Below are 21,979 nucleotides of genomic sequence, written 5' to 3' on the forward strand. Positions count from 1 at the left end.
CCGTTCTGCTGGCAGCTTATCGCTGGCCCTTCGGGCCTAGCTGCGCGGATGAAACTGGGTGATGACCTGGCGCAGGTAGTCGCGGTCGAGGTGGGTGTAGATTTCGGTGGTCGTGATGCTTTCGTGGCCCAGCATCTCCTGCACGGCCCGCAAATCGGCCCCGCCTTCGATTAGGTGGGTGGCAAAGCTGTGGCGGAACGTGTGCGGGCTGATGCTTTTGCTGATGCCGGCTTTTTCGGCGGCCGCCTTGATGATGTGGAAAATCATCACCCTGGAAAGGCCCGCGCCGCGCTTGTTGAGGAACACCGTGTCTTCGTGGCCGGGCTTGATGTCGAGGTGGGCCCTAATGCCCTGCAGGTAAAAGCCCAGGTGCTTGAGCGCGTCGCGGCCGATGGGCACGAGCCGCTCCTTGTTGCCCTTGCCCGTGACGCGCACAAAGCCCTGGTCGGCGTAGAGGTTGGACAGGCGCAGGCCGGTCAGCTCGCTCACGCGCAGGCCCGAGCTGTAGAGCACCTCCAGCATGGCCCGGTTGCGGGTGCCCTCGGGCGTACTCAAATCGATGGCGGCCAGCAGCTGCTCAATTTCTACGTAGCTGAGCGTGTCGGGCAGCTTGCGGCCGGTTTTGGGCGCTTCCAGCGTGTCGGTAGGGTCGATGGAGAGCATATCCTCCATAATCAGGAAGCGGTAGAAGGCCTTGAGGCCCGAGAGCGTGCGGGCCTGCGAGGTGGCCTCCAGGCCCAGGCCGCCCAGCCAGGTCAGGAAGTCGCGCAGCAGCCGGGTGGTTACCTGCTGGGGCGAGGCCTTCAGCCCTTCCAGCTCCAGGTACTGGCGCAGCTTGTGCACGTCGCGCGCATACGCCTCCACCGAGTTGGCCGACAACGACTTTTCGAGCTGCAGGTAGCCCTCGAACTGTTTGATGGCAAGATTCCAGGGCGACATGGGTGAATGAGGGACTCGGTGAAGGAGGGAAGGAGGGGATTGAGCAAGGCAAAAGAACGTCATTCTGAGCGAAGCGGAGCGGAGTCGAAGAATCTCTACTGTAAGGCTACCCCTGTCGCCAAGACTTACTGGGGCCCGCAAGATTCTTCGACTTCGCCTCCGGCTTCGCTCAGAATGACGTTCTTTTGCCTTGCGCAATCCTCTCCTTCCCCCATTCCCCCACGCTATGCAAATTCTGCTGCTCAACGGCCCCAACCTCAACCTGCTGGGCCGGCGCGAGCCCGGCATCTACGGCACCCGCTCGTTCGAAGATTTTCTGCCCGAGCTGGTGGAGGCGTTTCCGCAGTTCGAGCTGGAGTATTTCCAGAGCAACCACGAGGGCGGCCTCATCGACAAGCTGCACGAAGTCGGCTTCAGCTACCACGGTATTGTACTAAATGCCGGCGGTTTCACCCACACCAGCGTGGCGCTGGCCGACGCGGTGGCCGCCATTGGCTCGCCAGTGGTGGAGGTGCACCTGAGCAACCTGCACGCCCGCGAGGAGTTCCGCCAGCGCAGCCTGCTGGGCCGCCACTGTGCCGGCAGCATCAGCGGCTTCGGCCTCGACAGCTACCGGCTGGCCCTGCACCACTTCGACGGCCAGCGCCCCAAGCGCATGGGCTTCCGGGTGTAGCGCTGGGCAGGTAAAAGTCAAAGAGAAAAGGTAAAAAGGCAAAGCTGTTGAACGTCCACGCCAGGCCCGTTCAACGGCTTTGCCTTTTCACCTTTTCTCTTTGACTTTTACACTTTCACTTACCTTGGCTTGGCCCTTTCCGTACCTTTGTCGTCTACTTCCCATCGGCCTTGCTTTATGTATACGTTCAATCCCGGCCCCTCGCAGGTGTATCCGCAGGTGCGCCAATATCTACAGGACGCGTTTGATGAGGGCTGGCTTTCGGCCCCGCACCGGGGCGAGAAGTTTGTGCAGATGATGCGCCTGACGGTGCAGGAGCTTAAAACCAAGCTCAACATCCCGCAGGACTACACCATTTTCTTTCTCAGCTCGGCCACCGAATGCTGGCAAGTGCTGGCCCAGAGCCTGACGCCCACCAAAAGCTTCCACCTCTACAACGGCGCCTTTGGTCAGAAATGGTACGAAAACGCCCGGGCCCTGCGCCCGGCATCAGTGGGCCAGAAATTCGGCATTGATGAGGTGCCTGATACCGACCGGCTGCCCGGCCTCGACGAGCAGACCGACCTGGTGTGCATCACCCAGAACGAAACCTCCACGGCCACCCAGCTGCGCGACGGCGTAATCCTGAATCTGTACAACCGCCTGCCTGCCAAGGCCCTGCTGGCTGTCGATGCCACTTCATCGATGGCGGGCGTGCAGCTCAAGTTTATCAAGGGCGACATCTGGTACGCGTCGGTGCAGAAGTGCTTCGGGCTGCCGGCGGGCCTCTCGGTGATGGTGCTTTCGCCGCGGGCCATCGAGCGGGTGCGGCGGCTCAATGAGCGCAGCCACTACAACTCGCTGGCCGACCAGTACGAGAAGATGCTCAACTTCCAGACCACCCACACGCCCAACGTGCTGGGCCTCTACCTGCTCAACCGCAGCCTCCACGACAACCCGCCCATCAAAACCATCCACCAGCACGTCGTGGAAAGGGCCACCAAGCTCTACGATTACTTCGACCAGGCCACCCAGCTGCGGCCGCTGGTTTCCAACCCCGAAACCCGCTCCTACACCGTCATCGGCCTGCAGGCCGCGCCGGCGCTCATCGAGGAAGTCAGGCGCCGCGCCCTGGCCCAGGACCTGTTCATCGGCAGCGGCTACGGCGAGCTGAAGGCCACCAGCCTGCGCATCGCCAACTTCCCCGCCATCCCCGACGCCGCCTTCGAGCAGCTCGTGCAGTTCTTCGCCAAGGAGTTCTCCTAAATCAGGCACCGCTTTTCGCTGATCAATGGTGATTGCCCTGCTTTTGAGCACAATCACCATTCATCAGCGCGAGTTGGAGAAATGAGGTGGAGAAAAATTGGAAGACCCCAGAAATCAGCGAAATCACGATTAATCAGCGAAAATCCGCGATTCATGTTTAGCCTCAAGGAAATAGCCTCCGTTACGCTCACGCTGTTTGCCATCATCGATATTCTGGGCTCGGTGCCCATTATCATCCAGATCCGGCAGCGCGAGGGCAGTGTGAATGCCGAGAAGGCCACCCTTGTGGCGGGCGTACTGATGGTGAGCTTCCTGTTCGTCGGCCAGAGCATCCTCTCACTCTTTGGGGTTGATTTCCAGTCGTTTGCCCTGGCGGGCGCCATCATCATCTTCCTCATCGGCATGGAGATGATTCTGGGCATCGAGCTGTTCCGCCACGACCCGGCGGCCGGCACGGGCTCCATCGTGCCGCTGGCCTTCCCCCTGATTGTGGGCGCCGGCACCATGACCACGCTGCTCTCGCTGCGGGCCGCCTACGAGCTGCCCAACGTGCTGGCCGGCGTGCTCGTGAACCTGATTTTCGTGTACCTGGTCATCAAAAGCTCGGCCTGGATTGAGCGCAAGCTTGGCAAAGCCGGCGAGGATATCCTGCGCCGCGTGTTCGGCGTTATCCTGCTGGCCATTGCCATCAAGCTGTTCAAAACTAATTTTTAAGGAGCAAGGAGTTAGGAGCCAGAAGGTAGAATGACCGGCTGTCATCCTGAGCGGAGCGAAGGACCTTATCATGCTAAAACGGCCACACTAACGACTCGTTCCAACATGATAAAGTGCTTCCTTCGTCAGGATAACAGCCGGTCATTCGAACTCCTAGCTTCTCAGCAAACCCTCAATACTCGCCAATAGCGGGTTCCTCGCGGCTCATGACCAGGCCCACCATCATGAGGATGCCGGTGAGCAGGATGACGATGAACAGGATGTTTTCGGATACTTCGCCGATGAGGTGCTCCTGCGGGATGCTGTAGAACAGCAGCACGGTAATCAGGCCTTTCGGGGCGATGAAGAGTTCCGGAATGAGGTCGGTTTTGGCAATGAAACGCAGGTAGAAATAGCGGATGGCCGTGAGGGCCGCCACGATGAGCACGCCCTGAATCAGCAGCTGCGGGCTTACGAGCTTGCTGACCGTGATGCTGAAGCCGAAGAGCAGGAAAAAGAACGTGCGAATCAGGAAGGCCGACTCGGCCGTGATGCTGCGCAGCTGGTGCAGCTCCTCGGTGAGGCGGGCCGGGTTGAACCAGCGCTTGAGCGGCCCGAGCATGAATTGCTCGGCATTGTTGACGGCCAGCCCGAACACCAGCACCAGCACCAGGGAGGAAAGGTGCAGGTTCTTGGCCACGCTATAAAGCAGCACCAGGAAAGCCAGAATCAGGAAGAATTTCACGTGCAGCCGAATCCGGTCGAGCAGGAAAATAAGGGCGGCCGTGCTCACAATTGCCACCAGTGCCACGGCTACCACATCGAGCCCGAACGTGGCCACCGACATGCCCTCACCAAAATTGGACTGCAGGGCAAAGTTGAAGAGCATGATGCCCAGAATGTCGGAAAACGTGCTTTCGTAGATGATAAACTCCTGCTTTTCACCCGTCAGGCCGGCCACGCTCGGAATGGCAATGGCCGAGCTGATAACGGCCAGCGGAATGGCATTGACGAGGCAGCTCTGGAAATTCACCCCCAGCCAGTAGTGCAGAATCAGGGCAATCACCACCGATTGCACGACCAGCATGAGCACCGCCGCGAAGAAGGAACGCCGGATAAGTGGGGCCTTTTCGCGGGTTATCTTCAGGTCGAGGGCGCCTTCCAACACAATCATAATCAGACCGATGATTCCAAATATCTCCAGGATCACTTTGGGTGTGGCAAAGGTAAACTCGAAGTAGTCGGCGGCCTGGCGCAGGGCAATACCCGAGAGCAGCAGCATGAGCACCGACGGCACTTTGGTGGCGCGGGCAATCAGGTCGAAGAGGTAAGACAGAATAACGGCCAGGCTCAGGCCGATAAGAATGGTATAAGAACCCATAGAGTGCAGTTAGGCCCAAAAGTAATTCCGGCTATACGAGCCGGAATTAGGGGCGGTTGGCCGGAGTTGCAGGAACCCGGAACGACGAAGATACGCTTTCGGCGGCGGTAGCGCGCCCCGGCCGGCCGGCCCCGGCCCGCGTGAAGGCGCGACGTACCTTTGCGCCATGCAACAGCTTTCAGGAAAAGAGGTGGCCGTGGTGGGGGGCGGGCCGGCGGGCCTGCTGGCTGCCCAGCGCCTGGCCGAAGCGGGCTGCCGGGTGCACCTCTACGAAGCCCAGGCTACGGTGGGCCGCAAGTTTCTGGTGGCCGGCCACGGCGGCTTCAACCTGAGCAACGCCGAAGACGCCACCCTTTTCGCAGGCCGCTACGCCCACCGCGCGCCCGACTTCAGGCGCTTTCTGGCGCACTTCTCCCCCACCGACCTGCGCGCCTGGGCCACCGACCTGGGCATCAGCACGTTTGTGGGCACCAGTGGCCGGGTTTTTCCGCAGGCCCACCACAAGCCCGCCGACCTACTGCGGGCCTGGGTGGCGCGGCTGCAGGCGCTGGGCGTGGTGCTGCAGGTGCGCCACCGCTGGCTCGGCTTCGGCCCCAACGGTGCCCTGCACCTGCGCCACGAAGCCACCGGCGAACAAACGACCGTGCGGCCTGCCGCCACGCTGCTGGCCCTGGGCGGGGCCAGCTGGGCCAAAACCGGCTCCGACGGCGCCTGGCTGCCCGAACTGGAGCGGGCGGGTGTGCCGGTGCGGCATTTCGCGGCGGCCAACTGCGGGGCCGAGGTGGCATGGTCGGAGTTCTTCCGGGAGAAAGTGGGCCGGCAGCCGCTCAAAAACGTGGCCCTGAGCTGCGCAGGAGCTACGGTCCGCGGCGAAATCATGCTCACCGATTACGGCCTCGAAGGCACGCCGGTGTACGCCCTCACGCCCCAGGTGCGGGCGCAGCTGGCCATCGGCGGCCCGGCCCTACTGCACCTGCACCTCAAGCCCGACCTCAGCCCGGCCCAGTTGCTGGACAAGCTGGCGCGGCGCAAACCCGGCAAGTCGGTCGCATCGTTTCTGGGCGAGGCGCTGCGCCTGGGGCCGCCGGTGCCCACGCTGCTGCGCGAGTTGGGCCCGGCCACCTTCCCGGCCGCGCCATCCGAGGCGGCGGCCCTGCTGGCAAACCTGCCCATCCCCGTAACCAGCCTGCGCCCGCTCGATGAGGCCATCAGCACGGCTGGCGGCGTGGCCTGGGAGGCCCTCAACGAGCACCTGATGCTGCACGCGCGGCCCGGCACCTTTGTAGCCGGCGAAATGCTCGACTGGGAAGCGCCCACCGGCGGCTACCTGCTCCAGGGCTGCTTCAGCACCGGCGCCTGGGCTGCCCGCGGCCTGCTACAGTGGCTGGAGATGAGCTAGGAAGGTGGCGAGTTGCTGTTTCGGGGGCCTAGTAGCACTGCATGCTCATTGGGGTTCCCAAAACAGCAGCTCGCCAACTCGCCACCTCCCTATTTCACCTCCCGTTCGGCCTCTTCGGCTTCGGCGAGCAGGGCTTTGGCTTCGTTGAGCAGGCGCTGGCCGTGGTCGAGCTGCTGGCGCAGGATGAAGGCGAAGAGCACGAAGTAGGATACAATGGGCAGCACCAGGCCCAGCGCGAACCACAGCCAGAACGAGCGGCCGTAGCTGTAGGCGCAGTAGCCCGTTATGAGCGGCACCAGCAACATGGCGAACATGCCCGCAACAACTAAATCGACGAACATGGGGCTGGCGCTGAGCGGTGGGTAGAAACTGAATGCATGCGGAAGATACACTATTCTCGGCTGCCGGACAAGTACCGCCCGGCCTGCTGCTAACCAGCCGATAGCGCGAAGGTTACGGGCATCAGCCCACAACACCCATCTTTTGGTGAGCTTTTTGCGTACCTGCCCCTTTCCGCCCTCCACGTTCTGCCCGCTGCCCCTATGTGGGAAAACCAAAGCCTGTTTCGCGTATCCGCCCAGCTCTTTGCCGATGGCGTGTTCAACCTGCTTGACAGGGCGCTGAAACCAGAGGTTTTTCTGCTGGGCATTGCCTCGGCCCGCGAAACCGACGAGCCCCAGGCCGTAGTTATCGAGCCCCAGAGCCACCGCTACACCCCGGCCGACTTTGCGGCCGTGAAAGAGCACGCCGTGGCCCTCGAACCCGACGGCCCCCGGGAGGTAGTCTATCATCTGCACCAGCTCGACCACGACCGTTTCGAAAAGCAGCGCTGGTATGAGCTGCTGCGCCGCGCCACCGAGCACACGCTGCACGAGCTGGTGGGCCAGCGCCAGGAAGAGCGCGTCAGCTTCTGCTCGCTGCCCGTGAGCACCGGCGGCTATCAGGTGCTGATTGTGCTGCAGCTTTCGGCCGAGGCCTACCACAGCTACTACGCTCTGCCCGGCCCGGCGGTGCCCAACCGGCCGGCGTCGCTGCTGGCGGCTACCGTTGAGGAACTGCTGCTCGACGCCTCACGGGCCCTGCGCGAGTCCGACCACGCCGACGACGACCGGCTGGTGCTCAACCGCGACTACAACGAGGTACTGCGCGCCGCCGGCCGCCGGTTTATGCTGCGGGCCGCCGCCGGCAGCCACGGCCTCTACGATGCCTGCAACGGCATAGCTGCCCTGCGCCACGAGGGCGACGAGGGGGTGGGCACTATGCTCGTGTCAAGGCGTAACCATCCGGCCGTGGTGCCGGTACTTACGCTCGATGCGCCCGTGCCGCTACGCGACTACCGCCGCATTCGTAAGCTGCTGGAGCTGAGCGAGGACCGCCACGCCCTCATCACCGATGCCACCGACGTGTTCGGCCTGGGCTACCTCGTCGAGCCCGACGATGCGCAGTACGAGCCCGTATTCACGGTTCACTTCACCAAGCACTACAGCTGGGAGCTGAGCCACGACGGCCAGCGCATGATGAAAGTGGTGTCGAACACGCCGCGCCTGCCGCAGGGCACCATCGACGAAAACAACTTCACCAGGGCCGTAAGCCGTATTTTTCCGGTGCTCGATGCGGCCGGCATTGCCTACCTCTGGGAGCTGACGCTCAACGCCGCCAAGCAGGAGCACGGCACTATTCTTCTAATTTCGGAAGGCGCGGCCCAGGAGGCAGTGCGCCTCTCGCCCCAGTGTTTCCGCGTAACGCCGCGCCTGATGACGCCCTCGGTGCTGCGCCTGGTCACCAACATTGATGGCGCTGTGCTCATCGAGCCCAGCGGCACCTGCCACGCCATCGGGGCCATTCTCGACGGTCTGGCCACCGAAAAGGGCGACTCCAGCCGCGGCTCGCGCTACAATTCGGTGCTGCGCTACGTGGAAAGCAGCCGCTATCCGGTGCTGGCCGTGGTGGTGAGCGAAGACGGCTGGATTGACCTGCTGCCCCCGGTGATGCGCTGATGCGGTGAGCAGAGGAATAGAACAAGAACGTCATGCTGAGCTTGTCGAAGCATCTCTACCGCTTGGTTAAACGACTCCTACAAAGCGGTAGAGATGCTTCGACAAGCTCAGCATGACGTTCTGATTGATTCCGCGGACTGTCTAAACAGCTTCTCTTTTTCAGTTTCTACATCCTACCCATTCACACTTTTCATCATGGCTTCGGGGTAACGGGAGCCCGCGGCGGCGTGTTGGGGGGCTATTTCGTTGATGCGGGCCAGGTCCTGGGCGGTGAGGGTGAGGTCGGCGGCGGCTACGTTTTCTTCGAGGTAGCTTACCCGCTTGGTGCCGGGAATGGGCACAATGTCGTCGCCCTGAGCCAGCACCCAGGCAAGGGCCAGCTGGCCGGGCGTGCAGTTCTTTTCGGTGGCTATTTCGTTGATGCGGGCTACCAGATCGAGGTTTTTCTGGAAGTTTTCGCCCTGGAAGCGGGGCGTGTGGCGGCGGTAGTCGTCGGCGGCCAGATCTTCGAACCGCTTGATCTGGCCCGTGAGGAAGCCACGGCCCAGGGGCGAGTAGGGCACAAAGCCAATGCCCAGCTCGCGGCAGGTGGGCAGAATTTCGTCTTCGGGCTCCCGGCTCCAGAGCGAGTACTCGGTTTGCAGGGCCGTGATGGCGTGCACCTGGCTGGCGCGGCGCAAGGTATCCGGCGCTGCTTCCGACAAACCCAGAAAGCGCACTTTGCCTTCCTCTACCAGCCGGCTCATGGCGCCCACGGTATCCTCGATAGGCGTATTGGGGTCGACGCGGTGCTGGTAATACAGGTCAATATGGTCGGTGCCGAGGCGCCGGAGGCTGGCTTCGCAGGCCGAGCGCACGTACTCGGGGCGGCCGTTAATGCCACGTTTTTCGGGATTATCGGGGTCGCGCTGGATGCCGAACTTGGTGGCAATAATGGCCTCCGCGCGGCGGCCCCGCAGGGCCCGGCCCAGCAGCTCCTCGTTGAGGAAGGGGCCGTACATATCGGCCGTATCGAAGAAGGTAACCCCCATTTCCAGGGCCCGGTGCAGGGTGCGGATGCTTTCCTGGTCGTCGCGCTGGCCATAGAAATCAGACATGCCCATGCAGCCAAGGCCCAGGGCGGAAACGGTGAGGCCGGAGCGGCCGAGCTGGCGGGTTTTCATAGAGGAGTAGTGAGTAGTGGAGTAGTGGAGTAGTGTGAACGGGCGCAGCAGCCGGAAGTTTAGCGCCTGCGGCCAACTTACGCGTTTGGGTTGCGTTCTTCTGCGGAACCCCGCTCGTTTATCTCCCCCTACTCATGCCAACCCCTGCTTTCGACCAAGATGACCGCCTGCGCTGGGTAGAGCGCGTTTCGCGCCTGCTCGACAGCCAGTTCCGGGTGCCCGGTACCAACTGGCGCTTCGGCCTCGACCCGCTTATGGGTCTGATTCCGGTGGTGGGCGGGCTGCCCTCGCTGGCCATTTCGGGCCTGCTGATTCTGACCATGCTGCGCCACGGAGCCAGCGGCAACCTGGTGGTGCGCATGGTGTTCAACGTGGTGCTCGACACGCTGATTGGCGCCATTCCGGTTCTGGGCAACATATTTGATTTCGCCTATAAAGCCAACAACCGCAACGTGGCGCTGCTGCGTGCCCACTACGCCGAGGGCAAGTATCAGGGCTCGGGTAAGGGCCTTATCTGGATGATTGTTATTGGTTTGCTGGCCCTGGGTGGCCTGCTGGTGTGGGCTGCCTGGACGCTGGGCGCCGCCCTGTGGCACTGGGGCGAGCGGGTGCAGTGGTAAAAGAGTGCCTGGGGCGCCGTTTCACTGCGTCCTCATCTTCCGTGCCTACCTTTGCGGGCATGAAAATGCTTTGTTTTGCCGGCCTGCTCTGCCTGATGGCGGCCTGCCAGGGCCAGCCCAGCGCCGAACAGCAGTTGGCCGCCGCCGAAAAAACCGTACTCGCCCGCCACGATTCGCTGATGGCCCGCATGGACCAGCTCTACGAGCTGCGCCAGCAGCTGGCCAAAGCCCCCGCCCCCGCCGATACCGTGGCCGTCGGCCAGGCCCGCCGGGCCCTGGTGGGCGCCGAAGACGGCATGATGGACTGGATGCACCGCTACCGCCGCCCGGCCGATACCGTAGCCGCCGCCCGCCGGCTGGCCTACTACGCCCGCCAGCAGGAACGCATCGATTCGGTGGGCCGTTTGTTTGAGAGTAGCCAGCTGGCGGCGCGCCAGGTGCTGGACGCCGCGCCGGCGGCCGCTGCTCCCTCGACTTCTGTTACTCAATAAGCTGTTTCTGTGATGACTACTTCACTTCGCCGCGCCAGCCTGCTGCTGGCCGCTGCCGGGGCCGCCCTGAGCTGCTCGCTCGGCGGCTGCTCCGCTCCTACCGATACGCCGGCCGACCGCCTGTCGGTTTACGGCATCAAGCACTCGGAGCCCACCTCGCCCGCCGACACGCTGCCCGACCCCATTCCGGCCTTCCGCCTCACCGACCAGGACCGGCAGGTGATTACCAACCAGACGTTCGCCGGCAAAATCTACGTCACCGATTTCTTCTTCGCCACCTGCCCCAGCATTTGCCCTAAAATGCAGAGCGAGCTGCTGCGGGTGTACAAGGCATTCGAGGCCAACCCCAACGTGCTGTTCCTGAGTCACACCATCGACCCGGCCCACGACTCGATTCCGGTGCTGCGCGACTACGCCGAGCGGCTGGGCATCAAGGACGCCTCGCGCTGGCACTTCGCCACGGCCCCCCGCGACTCGGTTTTCGCGCTGGCCAAGGCTTACATGACCGGCGCTGAGGTAGACGCCACCGTGCCGGGCGGCTTTGCCCACAGCGGCACCTTCGCCCTCGTCGATTCGCGGCGGCGGGTGCGCGGCGTGTACGACGGCATGGTGCCCGAGCAGGTCGACCAGCTGATCAAGGACATTCCGGTGCTGCTGAAGGAAGAGGCGGCCGAGGCGCAACCCGTAGCTGCCAAATGAGGAGCCGCCCGTTACGGCTGCTGGGGGCCGGCAGCCTGCTGCTCACGCTGGCCTTCTCGCTGGAAAGCTGCTTTACCGAACGCCAGAACGAGGGCGCCCAGCTCTATGCCGCCCATTGCAGCAGCTGCCACGGCGACCAGGGCCAGGGCCTGGAGCGCCTCATCCCGCCCGTAGCCGCCGCCGACTACATTGCCCAGCACCGCGCCGAGCTGCCCTGTCTCGTCCGCAAGGGCATGCAGGGCGACATCGTGGTCAACGGCATTCACTACAACCAGATAATGCCCGGCCACGAAGACCTGACCGACTCGCAAATTACCAACCTGCTCAACTTCCTGCAAACCAACTGGGGCAACACCAACCAGTCCTACACCATCCGCGAAACCTCGGAGCTGCTCGGCCACTGCAACGGCTCGGACGGGCAGTAGCGGTGAGATGGTGAAATAGTGAAATGGTGAGTTGATGTTTTAGGGGCCTGATTGCGCCATTTACACAATTAGGCCCCTAAAACATCAACTCACCATTTCACCATCTCACTATTTCACCATCTCACTATTTCACTTCTTTCGCCAGCCAGTCGCCGACCACCTGGAGGGCCGATGGCGCGAAGGTTTCCTCGATTTCGGCGTAATGGCTGGTGCCGGCCGGGTCGGTTTGGAAGAGGTGGTTGAGGCCGGGCAGGAGGCGCACCGTGGCGTTGGAGTTGCGGGCGGCTTTCAGGCCCCGCTCGATGGCGGGCAGGTTTTCAGTGGCGGCTACCTGCAAATCGTTGGAGCCGTTTAGGGCCAGCACGGGGCATTTTACCTTGACCAAGTAGGTGGCCGGGTCGGTGAGCAGGAAGCCGCGCAGCCAGGGGGCAGTGAGGCGGGCTGCCTGACTTTGCGCCTGCTCGGAACTCATGGCGGGCACCTGCTGCTGCATCACGGCGGCCAGTTGCCGGGTAGCCTCGGTGGTGGAGGTGCTGGCGGGCAGGCGGCGCAGCGCGGCAAACAGCGCGGTGTGCAGGCGGCGGTTGGCTCCGATGGCCGCCGTATCAGCACCGGCAGCGCGGGCCATATCAGCCTGCTGGCGCAGCAGAATGGCGTCTCCGGGTACGCCCGGGCCGGCCAGGCTCACCACGAAATCGGGGCCCTGGGGCTGGGCTGCCGCCTGCCAGGCAATCAGGCCGCCTTCGCTGTGCCCGATCAGGCCCACCTGGCGGGGCCTGATATCGGCCCGCGTGCGAAGGTAGACCAGCGCGGCCTGGGCATCGGTGGTGAAATCAGCAGTAAGCGCATCCTTGAACGTGCCTCCCGATTTGGCCGTGCCCCGGTCGTCGTAGCGCAGCACGGCAAAGCCCCGGCGCGTGAGGTAGTCGGCCAGCACCAAGAAGGGCTTGTGGCCGAACACAGTCTCGTCGCGGTCTTCGGGGCCCGAACCCGATACCAGCACCACGGCCGGAAACGGGCCTTTGCCCTGGGGCAGCGTGAGCGTACCAGCCAAGTTAAAACCACCTTTGGCGTTCGGGAACGTGAGGTCGAGGGCGCGGTAGGGCAGCGGGCCTTTGGGCTCCTGGGGCCGGCGAGGAGCAGCGGCAGCCTGCGCTTCGGCGCTGCTGCGGGCCAGCGTCAGGGGCAGCTGCCCGCCGCCCTGGCTCCAGACGCCCGTCACCCGCTGCCCATCGGCAGAGAACCGGCCTGCAAACTTCCCTCCTATCTTATCAGATGCCAGCAACAGGCTGTCGTGGCGCACGACAACGCTGCTGAGCGCGAACCCCGCCAGGCCCTGCTGGGGCACGCTGATGGTGCCGCTGAGGGTGGCACCCTGGCCTTTCAGCTCGAACACCGTGCGCAAGGCGCGGCCCGACACATCGAGGCTGCCCTCCCAGATGCCGGTGGGGCTGGGCGTAGTTTGGGCCTGGGCAGTAGTGGCGGCGAGCAGGCCGGCGGCCAAAAGGATCAGGGAAGGCGTTTTCATAAGGAACGGGGTTTGATGGAAAGATAAGGAGCCGGCCATCCGGCGCAGGCCGCGCCAGCTGTAACTGGCACCAGCCAGCGGGGCCCTGAAACTGCGACAAAGGTGCAGCCGGCCATCAGCCTGCCGCTACTTTTCGGACAAACCGGGCCGGGGCATGATGAGCAGCCACGCCGGGCGGACGAACGGCGTTCATCCTGCGGCGTTGCAGCCCGCTGGGCCGGTCCGTACCTTCGTTCTGGTTGCGCACCCTGCGCTTTCTGCTTAGCTAACCGAGTTGGAACAGCCCGCATCCTCCACCCGTTTTACCCTGCATCTGCCGCACGTGCTGAGGCTGCTGCTGCGCGATGCGCTGGTATGGGGTGCGTTGGGGCTGCTGATGTGGCTGGCAGCCTCGAAGGTGCCGCCGGCATTTCAACTCCGAGCCTACCAGGGCATCATGCCGTTTATAGTGCTGACCATGGTTTCCGTGTATGGCAACAACCTGGGGCTGGTACCCTGGCTGTTCGACCGGGGCCGCTACGGCTGGTACGCGCTGGCGCTGCTGCTGTGGATGCTGCTGTTGCACGCGGTTGGGCAGTTTATCTGGCCAACGGTGTATGCCCGCAGCATCATGCAGCCGGGCAGCAACAGCCTGTTTACGATGCTGGTAGCCCTGGGCCTGCTGCTGCTGTGGCGCACCGTAACCCAGCGGCGGCAGCTGTTGCGGCGGCAGCTGCTGGAGCGCGAGCAGCAGCTGCGGCTGCTGGAAGCCCAGGTGAATCCGCATTTCCTGTTCAACACCCTCAACAGCCTCTACGCCCTCAGTCTCACCCAAAGCCCGCAAACCCCCGATATGCTGCTGGCCCTGGCCGGCCTGATGCGCTACCAGCTGCCGCCGCAGTACCGGCGCCCGCCCCGGCCGCGCTGCTGCTGCGCGACGGCGCCACCACCCACCGCGTGCCACTCACCGATATTCTGTGGCTCGAAGCGTACGGTAACTACGTGAAAGTGCACACCGCCACCGGCCGCCTTGTGGTAACCGACACGTTGCGTCGCCTGCTGGCCAACGAGTTGCCGGCCCCGGCTTTTCTGCGGGTGCACAAATCCTACGTGGTGCCGTTGCAGCAGGTCGAGCGTATGGAAGGCAACCAGCTGACGGTGCGCGGCGGCCAGGTGCTGCCGCTGGGCGCCGCCTTCCGCCAGGACTTCCTGCGCCACTGGCCGGGAACTGCGGGCTGAGCCGGGCGGTTATTTTACAGCAGCCGTTTGGCCGGCAGCCTATTTTGGCCGTGCATCTTCGCCCAAACCTGCTTAGCTTGCACCTTCATTTCTTTGCTTGAATATGGCCCTGTTTGACTTTTTAAAGAAGAAGCCCGAAGACAACGCTTCGGCCCCTGCAACCCCCAATAAGGCTGCCGAAGCCGGTTCTGCCCCGGCTGGGCCTGCCGCTCCGGCCGAGCCGGCCGGCCCCCGCTATAAGGGCTCCAACTACCAGATGCCTGCCCCGGAGGCCCCCGCCCCCATGCCCATGATTCCGCCGGCGCCGCCCATTGCCATGCCCGGCATGATGGGTGACCAACCCCAGGGCAACATGCCCGAGCAACCGGCTTTCGAGCCCACCAACATTCTGGAGCAGCTGCTGATGCAGGCCTCCTACGACCCGCAGTTCCGCTCACCCTTCTACCAGGCGCTGCTGGGCGAGGAGGTGGCCGTAGTTCTGGCTGCCAAAGAAGGGCAGGAGCCCGGCGAAATTACGCCTACCGAAGGCATGGAGATTCAGCTGCAGGCCCTGCACGATGGCAAAATTGCCATCTTCTCGGCCGTGGAGCGTATTTTCGACAATGGTGCCGTACCGGAGGGCACTGTTACCTACATGCGCCTGCGTGGCCACGACTTCTTCACGATGGTGCAGGATGCGGACTGCGCCCTCAACCCCTTCTCGGCGGTGGGCAAGCTGCTGCCAGCCGACGAAATCAAGGCCCTGGTATCCGGTCAGCTTTTCGATGCCGCCGCGCCCCAGGACGTACAGGTAACGCTGCACCAGCCCGAGCCCGAGCCTACGGCCCTGCTCGATGGCCTGCGCGAATACAGCGCCACTCAGCCGGCCATCCGCGCCGTGTATCTGGCCGAAATGCGCATGCAGAATGTACCCGAACAGTCGCGCCTGCTCGTTGCCTTCGACACCGAGGAAACCGACCCGGCCTTCCTGCAGGACCTGGGCCCCGTCATCCAGGGCAACATCGCCGAGGCCCAGTTTGTGGACCTCATGCTGATTGACCCCACTTCCGAAGAGCCCCTGGTACAGTACCTGCTCACCACGGAGCCGGTGTACGCCCGGGCTTAAAACTTAGAGCTTAGAGCTTAGAGCTTAGAGCTTAGAGCTTAGAAAGGAACGTCATTCCGGGAGGAGTGGCGTTCCTTTGTTTATGGCGGCGCCCTAATCTTTCCGCTTTGCTTATTCCTACTCTGCCGGTTGCGTTTCTCTGGGCATCACGCGGGCCAGCAGTGGGCGCAGCATGAAGTACACGACTGGCCCCAACACCAGAAGCGCGCCGGCCCAGAGCAGCAGCGCGCCCAGCATGGCCTGCCAGAGCAAGTGCAGCGCCGCCAGCCAGTCGTTGGCCAGCAGGTAGCGCAGCTTATCGAGGGTGAGCTCCGGGGCCTGGTCGCCCCAGAGCAGCGCGCCCTGCCGCAGCAGCGGAATAATGAGCAGCAGCTGCACCGGGCTCCAAAGGTGGGCAACCAGCAGCGTGGCCGCCACATTCAGGCGCAGGCGCAGCGCGGCAAAGGAAGCGGTAAGCGTCGTCAGGCCCAGCACCGGAATAACGCCGCAGGCCGAGCCCAGCACCACCGTGAGGGCCAGCTGGTGCGGCGTGAGGCCCTGGCGCAGCAGCCCCAGCAGCGGGTCGGTAACGCGGCGCTGCCACCAGCTACGGGGCGGCGGCGTAGGTAACGGAGAATCAGGCACAGAAAGCAGCTTTAGCAAGTACAACAACGAGCCCCAGGCGTAGCGGAGGTGTTAAGGGGCCGCTGCCGGCATCACGGGCAGCTGCAGGTTGGCGCGGGTATTGGCCGAAAGGGTTACGCAAACCAATATGAAGCCCGTAAAGCCCACTAGCAACGGCAGCCGCCACGCCGGGGCCACCCGCTGCCGCCACCGCGCCGGATGGGGCAGGCCAAAGCACACCAAGCCATACACCAGCAGGTGCAGCGAGATGAAAAACCGGCATTCCACTACCAGCGGCACCGATGCCAGCGTGGGCAGAACCAGCGCAGCCACCAGCAGCCAGTCGGTTGGGGCCAGGCGCGGGGCCTGGCGCACGGCCACCACCAGGGCCAGAAAAAGCACCGCGTAGTTGAGCAGCGCCAGCCCTATAGCCGGCGAATACACGTGCATCAGGTAGGGGCCGGCGTACAGCACGTCGAGACCATTGAATAGGTGGCGGCAAAGTAGGCCCGTCATTTCCGAAGGATGCTGCCCAACCAGGGCCGCATACTCGGCTAGGCTCCCGATTTCGGGGTTCGGCCGGCCGGCCAGCACAATCGGGGCGGTCGGATCGGCGTACACGACTGCGGCGTTGGCATACTCCTGGCCCACGTTGGTTTCGTACTTCTGAATACGCAGTCCGACATTCATGTGCCAGAGATAGAGGTTGTCCTCGCCGGCTACGGTATAGTTGCTGCCCGGCTCCTGGTTTAGCACCAGCGGGTTGTTGGATTGGAAGTTGTGCTGGTTGATCAGGAGTTGGGGCGTGGCCACCACCACGGCTCCGGCGACAATGGCAGCCCACTGCCGCAGGCCGGGGCGGGCAGCCCCCCTCCCGGGGCGTAGCCCGTACCAGAGCAGCACGCAGGGCAGCGCCAGCAGGTAAATGGGGCGGATGTAGAGGCTGCCCACCAGCAGCATTGCCCCCACAAAGACCCGCCCCACCGACTGGCCCCGCAGCACGAGGGTGCTGCCGGCCAGCAGAAACAGGATGCCCGGGAAATCGGCGAGCAGGAAGTTGAAATAGTCGCGCCAGAACAAAAACCCCAGCCCGATAAAGGCCAGTCGCCGCCCGAGCCCTACTTGCTGCCCGGTCACGGTTTGCCAGAACTGCGGGCCTACCAGCCCGAATAGCAGGGCCGCGACCAGGGCTCCTTCGGCTTTTACCAGGGCCATCTGGCTATCGGGCAGCAGCTCCCGGTGCAGCACCGTGAGCGGGTAGTTGAGCAGCGGGTACAGGTAGCCGCGCAAAGCCGTGTTCAGGTGGTAAAGCGAGAAGTGGCCCTTCTGCTCCAGGTCGCGGGCATACCCCCAGTACGAGGTCGAATCGTAGTAGAGGCTGAAGTACTTCGACGTGGCCAGGTGAAGACCGAAAAGCAGCAGGGCTATTGCAAAACCTACCCAGGTGGGCCGTTGGCTGGCCGCCTGCCATAACTTGCGCATACGTAGTAAAACACTAATGAAAGTGGCCCCCAAAAGCCACGTCCCCTAACTGGATGGATGCGAAATGGCCCGCGCCGCCAAAGCCGACAGACGCCCGCCAAGGCCCCGGGATTTGGCAGCGCGGCAGCCGGAATGAGGCGTACTCCTATCAGCGGCGGGTAGTACCTTCGCCGTGCCGGCAAAGGCTGAATTTGCCTTATGTTGGCGCCTTCCATGACAAAAGTACACGCGCCCGGCTTAACGCGCCGCCCATTCGCTACATTTTTGCTGCTGCTGCGCCAGGCGGCCCGCGAATTCAGCCACCACGACCCGCTGCGGCTGGGGGCAGCCACGGCGTTCTTCGCCACGTTTGCGCTGCCGCCTATTGTTATCATCCTCATTCAGGGACTGGGCTACCTGTACTCGGCCTCGCAGGTGCGGGTACTGCTGCTCACCAAACTCTCGCACCTGCTGGGCGCCTCGGCCGCCGGGTTGGTCGAGCAGATTCTGCGCAACGTGACCGATGTGGAGCGCAGCCGGCTGGTAACGTGGCTGGGCTTTGCGTTTCTGCTGTTCATTGCCACCACCCTGTTCGGCGTCATTCAGCACTCGCTCAACCAGATATGGCAGGTGCGCGTACGCCGCAGCACCGGCCAGCTGCGCACCGTGCTCAAGGAGCGGACCCGTTCGCTGGGCTTGCTGCTGGCCACGGGTTTGCTCTCGATTCTGGCGTTTCTGTCGGATGCGGCCCTGGGTTTTGTGGCCCACTACGCCGATTACCTCGACGCCAACTTCAGCTATTTCGTGCTGGAGCTGGGCAACCGGCTTTTTTCCTGGCTGATTCTGGTGGGCTGGTGCGGCGTGACGTTTCGCAACCTGAGCTCGGCCAAAATACCGCGCAAGGCCGTCTGGCGCGGGGCCCTGCTCACGGGCAGCCTCATCAGCCTGGGCGAAAGCGTGCTGGCGCTGCTGCTGGTGCCGCGCAACCTGGGCCCCATCTACGGCCCGGCCTCCAGCATTGTGCTGGTGCTGCTGTTCGTCTTCTACTCGGCCATGATTTTCTACTTCGGTGCCTGCTTCACCAAAGTCTACGCCCGGCACGCCGGCCTCGATATCCGCCCCAAAAAATCGGCCGTACGCTACAAGCTGGTCGATGTGCTGGAGCAGGAAGTGAGAAGTGAGAAGTGAGAAGTGAGAAGTGAGAAGTGAGAAGTGAGAAACGGTACGTCCTTCTGAGCATGTGGTTCTATGCGCCGCATGCTCAGAAGGACGTTTCTCTTTTTTATCGCTCCCCTTCAACTAAGCCGTACCTTTGTACCATGACCCCGACTGAACCAACCGAACCGATTACCCCCGCCACCTCGCCCGCCGCTGCTCCCGCGGCCTTCTCCGACCTGGGCCTGGCGCCCGAACTGCTGCAAGCGCTGGAGGAACTGCAATTTACGGTGCCGACGCCCGTGCAGGAGCAGGTGGTGCCCATGGCCCTGGCCGGACAGGACGTGGCCGGGCAGGCCCCCACCGGTTCGGGCAAAACCGCTGCCTACGGCCTGTCGGTGCTGCAGCTGCTCGATCTGAAGCAGGACGCCGTGCAGGTAATTGTGCTGGTGCCGGCCCGCGAGCTGGCCTTGCAGGTGCGCGACGCGCTCAAAAAACTGGGCAAGTACCTGCCCAACCTGCGGGTGGCCGCCTTCTACGGCGGCCACGCGTTCCGCGAGGAAACCGCCTCGCTCACCCAGGCCCCGCACATCGTGGTGGCCACGCCCGGCCGCCTGCTCGACCACTTCGAGCGGCGCTCCATCATCCCCAACCAACTCAAAACCCTGATTCTCGACGAGGCCGACAAGCTGCTGGAGCTGGGCTTCCAGGATGAGCTGGTGGAGATTGTGAAGCGCCTGCCCCGCCGCCGCCAGACCCTGCTGTTCTCGGCTACGATGTCGGACAAGGTGGTGGACCTGATCCGCAAGAACCTGACCCGGCCGCGCGTGGTGAATGCCGGCCAGGACACCGACGAGCTGCCCGAAAACCTGACCCTGCTCGGCCACTTCGGTCCCATTGAGCAGAAGCCGGCCGCGCTGCTGCACCTGCTCAATCTGCCCGAAACCGGCCGCGCCCTCATCTTCTGCAACACCCGCGATCGGTGCATGGAGCTGACGCGCTTCCTGGTGGGCCGGGGCGTGGCGGCCGAAGTGCTGCACGGCAAAATGCCCCAGCCCGAGCGCGACAAAGCCCTGCTCAAGCTCCGCAACGGCTCCAGCCAGGTGCTGGTAGCCACCGACGTAGCGGCCCGCGGCATCGACGTGACGCAGCTTGACACCGTGGTGCAGTACGACGCGCCCGATAAGGCCGACGGCTTCCAGCACCGGGCCGGCCGCACGGCCCGCGCCGGCGCCGCCGGTACGGCCCACCTGCTGGCCACCGAAAAGGAGCGCGCCCATGTGAGCAAGTGGCCCGTGGCTGAGGGCATCCAATGGAAGCCCCTGCACGCGCCCAAGCTGCCGCCCGCCGCCCCCAAAGCCCCGCGCCCCGAGAACGTAACGCTGCACGTATCGGCCGGCAAAAAGGATAAAGTAAGCGCCCACGACCTGGTAGGTGCCTTCGTGAACGTAGGCGGCGTGGCCCGCGACCAAGTGGGCCACATCGAGGTGTTCGACTACTACAGCTACGTGGCCGTGCCCCGCGAGCAGGCCCAGCTGGTAGCCGAGCGGCTGGCCGGCACCAAAGTGAAAGGCCGCAAAGTACGCGTGTCGGTGGTGGCTTAGCGCCCCTACCGCACTTTCCGCCGCGCTTCGCCCTCGCCGGCAGCCACCCCGGCTGCCGGCGAGGGCGAAGTCGTTTTCAGGTTTGCCTGCTGGTTGCCGGGCGGCGCAATGATGCTGCTTTTGCCAATACTGATGCAAACAAGTACGGCATAGGTACATGTAGCCGGTATCCGGCCGGAATCTGCTACTTTGGCAGGCGGAGCCGTGCGTGCGGTTCTGCTGCTTAACTGCCCACCATTTCCCAGCCTCGCCGCATATGGCCGCTCCTGTTACAACTATCCCGCTGCCCGCCGCAGCCTCCCCAAACGCACCCGGCACCGAAACACCCAACTACACCCCGGCTCTGGCTTCGCTGACGGTGCTGTTCTTCATGATGGGGTTCGTTACGGTGATGAATGACATACTTATTCCCTATCTGAAGGGGCTATTCACATTAAGCTATACAGAGGTCAGCTTAGTGAATTTCTGCTTTTTCGGAGCCTACTTAATAATGGGTATACCCGCTGGATCACTAGTGAAAAAAGTGGGTTACAAAAACGGGATGCTAGCTGGTTTTTTGGTAGCTGCTCTCGGCGCATTCTTGTTTTACCCAGCCGCTGAAGGTCGTACTTTCCCTCTATTTCTAGGAGCTTTATTCGTTCTAGCTAGCGGAATTGTAACCCTACAAGTTGCTGGTAACCCCTACGTATCCATACTTGGTCCGCCTGAGTCAGCGTCAGCGCGCTTAACCTTAACACAAGCTTTTAATTCCTTGGCAACTGCATTTGGTCCATATGTTGGCACCAAGCTAATATTATCTCAACTTCCAGACCCTAAACATATGACAGCGGCTCAAGCCGCTGCTCTTGATGTAGTGCCAGTTCAGCAGTTGTATTTGGCTGTCGGAGCTATTATGCTACTAATTAGTGCCATCCTGTTCTTTATTAAGCTACCGCATATTGCACACGAACCAGCTAAAGAAGGTGATACAAGCCGAGCTTGGCATAGCAGACACCTCTTGCTGGGGTTGCTAGGAATTTTCACATATGTCGGTGCAGAAGTGGCAATTGGCTCTCATATCGTCAGTTATCTGAATCAATCTGAAGTCATGAACCTCAGCGCTGAAATTGCCGGTTATTGGGTGATGGCTTATTGGGGGGGCGCTGCAGTCGGGCGATTTGTCGGAACGGTAATCATGCGCAATATCAAACCAAACAAACTTTTGTTTTTCAATGCTTTGGGGGCTATTGCCTTGATATTGATTTCTATCAATACTTCCGGCGAACTGGCTATGTATAGCCTACTGGCAGTGGGTCTGATGAATTCTATCATGTTCCCGGTCATTTTCACGTTGGCCGTAGCGGGGTTGGGCAGGCATACGGAAGACGCCTCGGGCCTACTTTCTGCCTCTATTGTGGGCGGTGCAATTATTCCGCTGTTTTTTGGTATAGTTGCCGATGGCGCTATTGGTAGTGGTGGGGTACACTCTTTGCGCTGGGCCTTCGTGCTGCCGGTGCTCTGCTACGCCTACATTGCCTGGTACGGGCTGAAAGGCCACCAGCCCGCCGCGGCTTAAAGTTTCCCTCTGACTAAACCAACCA

At 62.8% G+C, this 21,979-nt stretch carries 22 protein-coding genes; 15 read left to right on the forward strand and 7 right to left on the reverse strand.

The features are described 5' to 3' along the window. Window positions 1-36: 36 nt before the first annotated feature. Window positions 37-939 (reverse strand): site-specific tyrosine recombinase XerD, encoded by a 903-nt coding sequence (gene xerD / locus BMY67_RS09275; RefSeq protein ID WP_092770731.1) that lies wholly within the window; start codon window positions 937-939, stop codon window positions 37-39. 226 nt (window positions 940-1,165) lie between these two features. Between xerD and aroQ the strand changes: the two genes are divergently transcribed. The 3 genes from aroQ to BMY67_RS09290 all read left to right on the forward strand — a co-directional run bounded on the left by aroQ (window position 1,166) and on the right by BMY67_RS09290 (window position 3,571). Next, window positions 1,166-1,612, forward strand: coding sequence for a type II 3-dehydroquinate dehydratase (gene aroQ, locus BMY67_RS09280; protein ID WP_092770733.1), 447 nt, complete (start codon window positions 1,166-1,168; stop codon window positions 1,610-1,612). Window positions 1,613-1,789: 177 nt separating this feature from the next. Next, window positions 1,790-2,857, forward strand: coding sequence for an aminotransferase class V-fold PLP-dependent enzyme (locus BMY67_RS09285; protein WP_092770735.1), 1,068 nt, complete (start codon window positions 1,790-1,792; stop codon window positions 2,855-2,857). A 153-nt stretch (window positions 2,858-3,010) separates the two neighbouring features. After that, window positions 3,011-3,571, forward strand: coding sequence for a MarC family protein (locus BMY67_RS09290; protein ID WP_092770737.1), 561 nt, complete (start codon window positions 3,011-3,013; stop codon window positions 3,569-3,571). A 172-nt stretch (window positions 3,572-3,743) separates the two neighbouring features. Here BMY67_RS09290 and BMY67_RS09295 read toward each other — a convergent pair whose 3' ends face one another. Next, the gene (locus tag BMY67_RS09295) at window positions 3,744-4,931 is read right to left on the reverse strand and encodes a cation:proton antiporter (protein ID WP_092770739.1); all 1,188 of its coding nucleotides are present in this window, start codon (window positions 4,929-4,931) and stop codon (window positions 3,744-3,746) included. Window positions 4,932-5,097: 166 nt separating this feature from the next. On the opposite strand from BMY67_RS09295, the gene BMY67_RS09300 reads away from it, so the two are divergent. Beyond that, a complete protein-coding gene (locus BMY67_RS09300) occupies window positions 5,098-6,330 on the forward strand; it encodes a BaiN/RdsA family NAD(P)/FAD-dependent oxidoreductase (protein WP_092770741.1) in 1,233 nt (410 codons plus the stop codon). An 89-nt stretch (window positions 6,331-6,419) separates the two neighbouring features. Here BMY67_RS09300 and BMY67_RS09305 read toward each other — a convergent pair whose 3' ends face one another. After that, the gene (locus tag BMY67_RS09305; RefSeq protein WP_092770743.1) at window positions 6,420-6,671 is read right to left on the reverse strand and encodes a hypothetical protein; all 252 of its coding nucleotides are present in this window, start codon (window positions 6,669-6,671) and stop codon (window positions 6,420-6,422) included. 201 nt (window positions 6,672-6,872) lie between these two features. On the opposite strand from BMY67_RS09305, the gene BMY67_RS09310 reads away from it, so the two are divergent. Beyond that, window positions 6,873-8,327, forward strand: coding sequence for a diadenylate cyclase (locus tag BMY67_RS09310; protein WP_092770745.1), 1,455 nt, complete (start codon window positions 6,873-6,875; stop codon window positions 8,325-8,327). Window positions 8,328-8,500: 173 nt separating this feature from the next. Here the strand turns inward: BMY67_RS09310 and BMY67_RS09315 are convergent, their stop codons facing one another. Further along, complete coding sequence (locus BMY67_RS09315; RefSeq protein ID WP_092770747.1) at window positions 8,501-9,490, reverse strand: aldo/keto reductase; 990 nt, start codon at window positions 9,488-9,490, stop codon at window positions 8,501-8,503. A gap of 134 nt (window positions 9,491-9,624) precedes the next feature. On the opposite strand from BMY67_RS09315, the gene BMY67_RS09320 reads away from it, so the two are divergent. The 4 genes from BMY67_RS09320 to BMY67_RS09335 are packed head-to-tail and all read left to right on the forward strand — an operon-like array spanning window position 9,625 to window position 11,725. Then, the gene (locus tag BMY67_RS09320; protein WP_092770749.1) at window positions 9,625-10,110 is read left to right on the forward strand and encodes a DUF4112 domain-containing protein; all 486 of its coding nucleotides are present in this window, start codon (window positions 9,625-9,627) and stop codon (window positions 10,108-10,110) included. Window positions 10,111-10,169: 59 nt separating this feature from the next. Further along, window positions 10,170-10,601 carry a hypothetical protein gene (locus tag BMY67_RS09325; protein ID WP_092770751.1) on the forward strand — a complete coding sequence of 144 codons (432 nt, stop codon included), beginning with the start codon at window positions 10,170-10,172 and terminating at the stop codon, window positions 10,599-10,601. Between the two features lie 12 nt (window positions 10,602-10,613). Beyond that, window positions 10,614-11,300: an SCO family protein gene (locus BMY67_RS09330; RefSeq protein WP_092770753.1), complete on the forward strand. Its 687-nt coding sequence runs from the start codon at window positions 10,614-10,616 to the stop codon at window positions 11,298-11,300. Next, complete coding sequence (locus tag BMY67_RS09335) at window positions 11,297-11,725, forward strand: c-type cytochrome (RefSeq protein ID WP_092770755.1); 429 nt, start codon at window positions 11,297-11,299, stop codon at window positions 11,723-11,725. The genes BMY67_RS09330 and BMY67_RS09335 overlap by 4 nt, the downstream gene beginning before the upstream one ends. Before the next feature lie 124 nt (window positions 11,726-11,849). Here the strand turns inward: BMY67_RS09335 and BMY67_RS09340 are convergent, their stop codons facing one another. Continuing rightward, a complete protein-coding gene (locus tag BMY67_RS09340) occupies window positions 11,850-13,253 on the reverse strand; it encodes an alpha/beta hydrolase family protein (protein WP_177189762.1) in 1,404 nt (467 codons plus the stop codon). A gap of 322 nt (window positions 13,254-13,575) precedes the next feature. Between BMY67_RS09340 and BMY67_RS09345 the strand changes: the two genes are divergently transcribed. The 3 genes from BMY67_RS09345 to BMY67_RS09355 all read left to right on the forward strand — a co-directional run bounded on the left by BMY67_RS09345 (window position 13,576) and on the right by BMY67_RS09355 (window position 15,576). Further along, window positions 13,576-14,238, forward strand: coding sequence for a histidine kinase (locus BMY67_RS09345; protein WP_218144609.1), 663 nt, complete (start codon window positions 13,576-13,578; stop codon window positions 14,236-14,238). Next, on the forward strand, window positions 14,190-14,471 hold the full coding sequence (locus tag BMY67_RS09350) for a LytR/AlgR family response regulator transcription factor (protein ID WP_177189763.1): 282 nt from the start codon (window positions 14,190-14,192) through the stop codon (window positions 14,469-14,471). Before BMY67_RS09345 ends, BMY67_RS09350 begins: the two co-directional genes overlap by 49 nt. A 103-nt stretch (window positions 14,472-14,574) precedes the next feature. Further along, on the forward strand, window positions 14,575-15,576 hold the full coding sequence (locus tag BMY67_RS09355) for an enhanced serine sensitivity protein SseB (protein ID WP_092770759.1): 1,002 nt from the start codon (window positions 14,575-14,577) through the stop codon (window positions 15,574-15,576). A 117-nt stretch (window positions 15,577-15,693) separates the two neighbouring features. Here the strand turns inward: BMY67_RS09355 and BMY67_RS09360 are convergent, their stop codons facing one another. Together BMY67_RS09360 and BMY67_RS09365 are read right to left on the reverse strand one after the other, a co-directional pair. Next, window positions 15,694-16,200, reverse strand: a complete 507-nt coding sequence (locus BMY67_RS09360; RefSeq protein WP_177189764.1) for a DUF2062 domain-containing protein — start codon at window positions 16,198-16,200, stop codon at window positions 15,694-15,696. A gap of 51 nt (window positions 16,201-16,251) precedes the next feature. Continuing rightward, window positions 16,252-17,661 (reverse strand): hypothetical protein, encoded by a 1,410-nt coding sequence (locus tag BMY67_RS09365; RefSeq protein WP_092770763.1) that lies wholly within the window; start codon window positions 17,659-17,661, stop codon window positions 16,252-16,254. A gap of 213 nt (window positions 17,662-17,874) precedes the next feature. Here BMY67_RS09365 and BMY67_RS09370 point away from each other — a divergent pair, with 213 nt between their 5' ends. The 3 genes from BMY67_RS09370 (at window position 17,875) to BMY67_RS09380 (ending at window position 21,954) form a co-directional block, all read left to right on the forward strand. Beyond that, a complete protein-coding gene (locus tag BMY67_RS09370; protein WP_177189765.1) occupies window positions 17,875-18,828 on the forward strand; it encodes a YihY/virulence factor BrkB family protein in 954 nt (317 codons plus the stop codon). A gap of 131 nt (window positions 18,829-18,959) precedes the next feature. Continuing rightward, window positions 18,960-20,399, forward strand: coding sequence for a DEAD/DEAH box helicase (locus BMY67_RS09375; protein WP_177189766.1), 1,440 nt, complete (start codon window positions 18,960-18,962; stop codon window positions 20,397-20,399). A 256-nt stretch (window positions 20,400-20,655) separates the two neighbouring features. Further along, window positions 20,656-21,954, forward strand: a complete 1,299-nt coding sequence (locus BMY67_RS09380; RefSeq protein ID WP_092770769.1) for a sugar MFS transporter — start codon at window positions 20,656-20,658, stop codon at window positions 21,952-21,954. Window positions 21,955-21,979 lie beyond the last annotated feature (25 nt).

Origin of the sequence: Hymenobacter actinosclerus (genome assembly GCF_900111515.1) — a bacterium.
Taxonomy (GTDB): Bacteria; Bacteroidota; Bacteroidia; order Cytophagales; family Hymenobacteraceae; genus Hymenobacter; species Hymenobacter actinosclerus.